At 68.6% G+C, this 5,112-nt stretch carries 5 protein-coding genes; 3 read left to right on the top strand and 2 right to left on the bottom strand.

The window, feature by feature from the left end; translation table 11 throughout:
• On the top strand, positions 1-746 hold a 746-nt coding region (locus ACFCZF_RS40635; protein WP_376675952.1), incomplete at its 5' end, for a hypothetical protein.
• Between the two features lie 835 nt (positions 747-1,581).
• Here the strand turns inward: ACFCZF_RS40635 and ACFCZF_RS40630 are convergent.
• Positions 1,582-2,763, bottom strand: coding sequence for a hypothetical protein (locus ACFCZF_RS40630; protein ID WP_376675951.1), 1,182 nt, complete (start codon positions 2,761-2,763; stop codon positions 1,582-1,584).
• Positions 2,764-2,989: 226 nt separating this feature from the next.
• Between ACFCZF_RS40630 and ACFCZF_RS40625 the strand changes: the two genes are divergently transcribed.
• Positions 2,990-3,472: a hypothetical protein gene (locus ACFCZF_RS40625; RefSeq protein ID WP_376675950.1), complete on the top strand. Its 483-nt coding sequence runs from the start codon at positions 2,990-2,992 to the stop codon at positions 3,470-3,472.
• A 159-nt stretch (positions 3,473-3,631) separates the two neighbouring features.
• Here the strand turns inward: ACFCZF_RS40625 and ACFCZF_RS40620 are convergent, their stop codons facing one another.
• Entirely contained in the window at positions 3,632-4,294 is a 663-nt protein-coding gene (locus tag ACFCZF_RS40620) for a hypothetical protein (RefSeq protein ID WP_376675949.1), read from the bottom strand.
• Between the two features lie 313 nt (positions 4,295-4,607).
• On the opposite strand from ACFCZF_RS40620, the gene ACFCZF_RS40615 reads away from it, so the two are divergent.
• Entirely contained in the window at positions 4,608-4,991 is a 384-nt protein-coding gene (locus ACFCZF_RS40615; protein WP_376675948.1) for a hypothetical protein, read from the top strand.
• The last annotated feature ends 121 nt before the right edge of the window (positions 4,992-5,112 follow it).

Here is a 5,112-nt window from a genome sequence, read left to right as displayed (position 1 = left end):
CCACTCCACAACCGGAGGCCTTCGCCGTCCTACAGATTCAGACCGTGTCGTCGCACAAACTCGACCAACCTGGCTGGGCAGTACAACTAGCGCAGCAACTCAACCAACAGCGCGCCGCACAACTTGCCCCTTTCATGGCGACGTTGGAAGGACTCGCCGCGCAGATCGCCCAACTGGAGCACAAGATGACTGCCCTCCCGGCGATGGAAGAGATTCTCCAGCGTCGCGACGAAGCACACCGCACCTTGCTCTCCGCTCAGCAGACCGTGGATCAGATCGAGAAACAGCAGCCGGCCTCGAGGACATCCGTGCTGTCTCCCATGGACCGGTGCTCCGCCTTCGCCGACCGAATGAACGATTTCCTCGCCCGCTACCGCGACACGCTCTGGGTGACCCGGGACGTGACGATCAGGGACACCGATCTCACCTTCTACGTCGGTTCCCGGCCCTGGGACCAAGGTCTGGGAGCAGAGGCCAAGGTCCTGTTCTTCCTGGCATATAGCTACGCCACCCTGTTCCTCGAAAGGGATCTCGACCAGGAGTGCGCCTTCCCTGGGCTGCTGCTGCTGGACAACCCTCACCAGCAGGGCATCGCCCACGACGTAGTGCGCCAAGCTCTCACGGAACTGGCCTCAGCCGCCCGCGACACCGGAACCCAAGTCATCAGCACGCAAACGCTGAGGCCACCCAACGACCCTGAAACCATCCGCGAGATCGCGATGCCGAAGGTATACGCCGCCCCATAGCGAAATCGCAGTGGCAGGGGACGTACAGGCCCCGGTCACGTCACCGGCCATGAGACAGCTCCTGACCACCCATCGGGCCGCCCACGAGTCGGGTGATCCCGGCCGTACTCCGGTCCGGGTCCGGCCGGGACTCTCCCGCCTCCACCTCTGGGCGGGACTCTGCACCAGGAGGACAGCACCCGAGCTCTCGGTGAAAGGGATCGGGTGTGACGTGGACGCTGCCGGAGCCAATGCTGAGCACGCCCGTGCCCGGGCCCGATCTGCGGCCAGGATGGGCGGGCGAGCCGAAGTAAAACAGGTTGAGGGCACTGGTCTGCGTCGATGCGGGCCGGGTGGTGCTGCGCTCCAGGCGCGGCACCGAGATGGCGGCCTCATTCCGGGGGTCGTGGCTGGGGCCGCAGCTCCCCGAGAGTCAGCACTTGCACCCTGGCCGCAGGGCGCTCATGGGGCGTACATCTCGCGTGCCAATCGCGCACTGAAGGCGCATCCTGCCCGGACACCGGCCGTCTGGGCCAGGTCGGCCTTCCGAGCATGCGGCCGCTCGCGCGACAGCTCGCGATCCCGGGCTACCGAGCCCTCTGTTTGCCCCGGAGGAGCCACCGCCTGCGGCCGACCGCCGGAATCTCACCCTCTTCGGCAGGGCGCTCCTCCCGTTCTCCCGCTACGTGGGCCTGGCCGAGCACGGCGCCTTGCACAGCCGGCCAGTCCTGCGTGCACCACCAGCGGAACAGGTCTCCAGAGGCGATCACGGGGAAGGGGAGCGTGTCGACGACCCTGCGCTGATACACCTCGGCAGAGCGCTCGGCGGGATCGAGGCGATGCTGGTGGTTGACGATCAAGGCAGCGCAGGTGACAGGCTGGCCGGGCCGCAGTTGTGGCCACTTCTCCAGGTGGCGTTGAGCTGCGAGATCAGTTTCTCTGCCGCTGCCCCCGAGGCGGCCTTCACCTCGACCAGGCAGGTGGACCCGTTCAACGCGGCGAGCAAGTCCGCGGACAGGGTGTCGCCCAGTTCCTCGTCCAGATCGGTGACGGCGAAGCCGGCGGCACGCAGCACCACGGCCACCGCGTCTTCCAGCTCGCTGCCGCTGCCGTACAGCAGCGCGGCCCGCACAGGTTCGGCCTCCTGCCGTGCCTGATCCAATTCGCCTTCCAGGCGGGCCTTGTCCTCCAGGTAGCGGCGCTCCAGCTCTTCGAGGGAGCTGCGTGCTTGCGTCTCCGCGGGGGTCTCCAGGGCGGGGTCGACAGGGTGGCGTGAGCGGACGCGGCGCAGTGCGGCCGGTACGTGCTCGGGAAGGGCACGTTGGACGAGCCAGTCGACCATCTGGTTCCAGTCGACCCCGTCCGGGATCACGTACCAGATCTGCTGGCCGTCGCCGGACGTCCAGCGAGCGACGACGGGCTCGTTCAGGCTGTCGACGAGGATCGGCACCAGCTCGCCTTCGGGCTCGCGAACCGTTGTTCCGCGCGAGCCCTTACTGGTGGTCGCCTGCACGGTCATCGCCCACCAGGGGGCGCTGGGAGGGCGGTTGAGCAGTCTCAGTCCGAGGTCGCGGTCGGCGGCGTCCAGACCGGGAACCAGGGAGACTTCCGCCCCCGTGAGCAGGCGCTCGCCGACGATCGCGCCGGTGAAGTGGCGGAAGTCCACGCGGCCACGGGGCCGGCCGAAGACCGACGGCACGCGGTCCTCGTCTTCGTCCGCCGTGCCCATCGTCGCGATGATGAGCGCGGGCTCGCCGCGCGAGGCCGCCCCGGACAGGAACCTGTCGTATTCGTCGGCGCCGTTCCCGGAGAAGTGGCTCGGGTTGATGGCGGCGGCGCAGGTGCTGGTGTCCATGCCGAGCCAGCGCGGCTCGGCCCCATGCTCGGTCCAGGAGATGCCCGCGTACTTGGCCGAGGCTGTGAAGCGGTCGCGTGCGTAGTCGTTGGTCTGTGGACCGGGCTCCTCCATCGGGGCGGGGTCGTGGACAGCGATGTGTACGGGGACGAGTCCGTTCGGAGACGAGGTGCGCGCGGCCATAGCCGAACCGTAGCGGGCCGGTGTGACAACGCCGCCGACAGAGCACAGCCCTGCTCAAGCCGGGGTACGGAAGCCGTTGGCCGAGCGGGGATCCGCCAGCACGTCCAGCGGCCGGGGGAAGGGTCTAGCTGGTCCGGTCTCAGATGAGTTACCGTCCGGGTACGCCTACGGGCGCTACGTCCACGGACATCCGGACCTACGGGTCCTCTCCCTACGAGGAGTTCGCGTGCTCACGCTCACACCCATCGAACGCGACATGCATCGCCTTCTGTGCTCTCTTGCGAAGGCCGGCGATCCGGTCGACCCGCTTTCCGCCTGCATCGGCTACAAGGATTTCGCACAGCGGGTTGACCCGCACGGTTCGGACCCCTATACGTCGCAGGGCCAGATGCGCGGGCTCTACCCGAAACTTGGCCACATCAGCGTGTACGAGCACCAGCATGGTCGCCCGCTGCTGTCGGCTCTCGTCATTGGCAAGGCAACTGGTCGCCCCGGGACCGGCTTTGCCGACCTGGCGTCGCAACTCGGCTTCGAACATGCCGAGGAGGACGAGTTCTGGGAGCATCAGGTGCGAGAGGTCGTGCGCTTCTGGTCCGCGGACGACCCGGTCATGCTGATGGACTCCGCGATGGACCAGGTACTGAAGGAGCTGGGCTCGATCAGGCGAGCCGTGCGCCGACTCGCCGCGCGGCCGGGCGAGAAGGGCTGATAGCAGTGGACTGGGTCGCGGGCAGAGTGCCCTGTGTGCCTCCCATGAACACCGCTTGCCGATGTGCTCGGTGAGGACCTGCCTCTGGACAGGTCCTCATACGGGGCCCGGCGTGACTTCCCGCGCAGGGGCCCGCAGGGTGCAGCGGCCTCGCGGGGTTCAGCCGTGAGTGTCGCGCAGGGCGTTGATGACGATCTGGACGGGACGTCCTTCGCGGAGCAGCTGGTCGACGGTCTTGCCGTTGATGAGGCGGTCGAGCAGGTCCGGGGTGCAGCCGTTGAGCCGCAGCTGGGCCGCGATGCCGGGCCGGTATCGGGCGGCGATCTCGGCCCACACGCGGTCTTGCGCGGCCCGGGCGTCGCGCCGGGCCTGTTCCTCGCTTTCCCGGCGGATCTTCTCCATGGCTGGTGTGATGCCCTTGCGTCGCAGGCGCAGCGCTGCATCGAGATCTGCGAGGCCCAGCAGACTGATCCATTCCAGGGCCTCGTCCGGCTCAGTGATGGGGGAGGCTGCCCAGCGCTGTGCGTGCGCGACGGCCCTCTCGCGCGGGATCCGCAGCCCTGTCGTCGCGAAGCGGGTCACGGCTTGAAGCACAGTGGGCCTGCGGCCGCCCCTGCCCCGTCGGGCGCGCCGGTCGCGGCGCTGATAGGGCGAGAGGTCGCCCAGGTCGAGGCCCTCGCGGCGGGCGATGTCGGCGGCTGTAGCGGCAGCCGGCCGGCGGGCAGGCACGTCCGCCGGGGTCGGAGCGCCGGTTTTGGCGGCGGTGGTGGGGCAGGCGCCGGTGAGCCAGAGGAAGACGTGGTCGTGGGAGATGTCGGGCATGGGTGTGCCTTTCCGGAGGTGGTCCGCGACGGGGCGCGGGCATGAAGAAGGCCCCACTCGGTGGCGAGCGGGGCCGGTGAAAGGGGGGATGCGGCAGCGGGGCGGCAGCCGGGCTGCACCCGGATGCGGGCATGAAAAAAAGGGCGATGGAGGTATCTCCGTCGCCCTGGCTGTCCGTCCCCGCCACGCTTTTCGGGCAGGGGTTAGATGCGGTAAATTTTCGCTCACTGCCCGGGGAAAAGCAAGACTGTCCGACGTCTGCGCAGGTCAACAGCTATGTTCGGCCTGACGAGGCGACAAGTACTCTTGTCGCATGGCGGATCACCGGGACTGCTTGCACCTCTTGCGCACGCTGGTCCAGCGGCACGCGGCGAAGTCGGCCAGTGCCCGGGGCATCCAGGCCGGCATCCTTCTGCTGCTGAGCCGGTCGTCCACCTCGTGGGGCGTCGAGAGCGACAAGGACGCCATGCTCGCTCTGCTGGCAGCGGCGGAAGACCACCAGAAAGCGCTGGACGATCTGCGGCTGATCTACGCCTCACGGGCCGTCGAGAAGGGCGCCAGCCTCGCCGACCTCGGGCGCGCCTGGCGCGTCTCGCGGCAAGGCGCCCGGCACCGCTGGAGCGCCCTCAAGCGCCGGATCCACCCGGACATCCCCCGGCAGCGTCCTGACACGCACTACCTCAACGGTGCGGGCTGACCCGCCAGGCCAAGGCCGCGGCCGCGCTAGGTGTATTGACCCGCGGGGTTGTTCACGCGGCTGATCGGTGGCTGGCCGCCGAGTGCGGTGTGGCAGCGGTGGTGGTTGTAGGTGTGCAGGA

It is taken from the genome of Streptomyces sp. NPDC056296 (assembly GCF_042268605.1).
Lineage (GTDB): Bacteria > Actinomycetota > Actinomycetes > Streptomycetales > Streptomycetaceae > Streptomyces.
This window is presented reverse-complemented; position numbering and strand designations above follow the sequence as displayed.

What these genes read in the sequence shown, in the direction of transcription:
- ACFCZF_RS40620 (WP_376675949.1), bottom strand. Translation starts at nt 4,294, where the DNA reads ATGCCCGACATCTCCCACGACCACGTCTTCCTCTGGCTCACCGGCGCC.
- ACFCZF_RS40630 (WP_376675951.1), bottom strand. Translation starts at nt 2,763, where the DNA reads ATGGCCGCGCGCACCTCGTCTCCGAACGGACTCGTCCCCGTACACATC.
- ACFCZF_RS40615 (WP_376675948.1), top strand. Translation starts at nt 4,608, where the DNA reads ATGGCGGATCACCGGGACTGCTTGCACCTCTTGCGCACGCTGGTCCAG.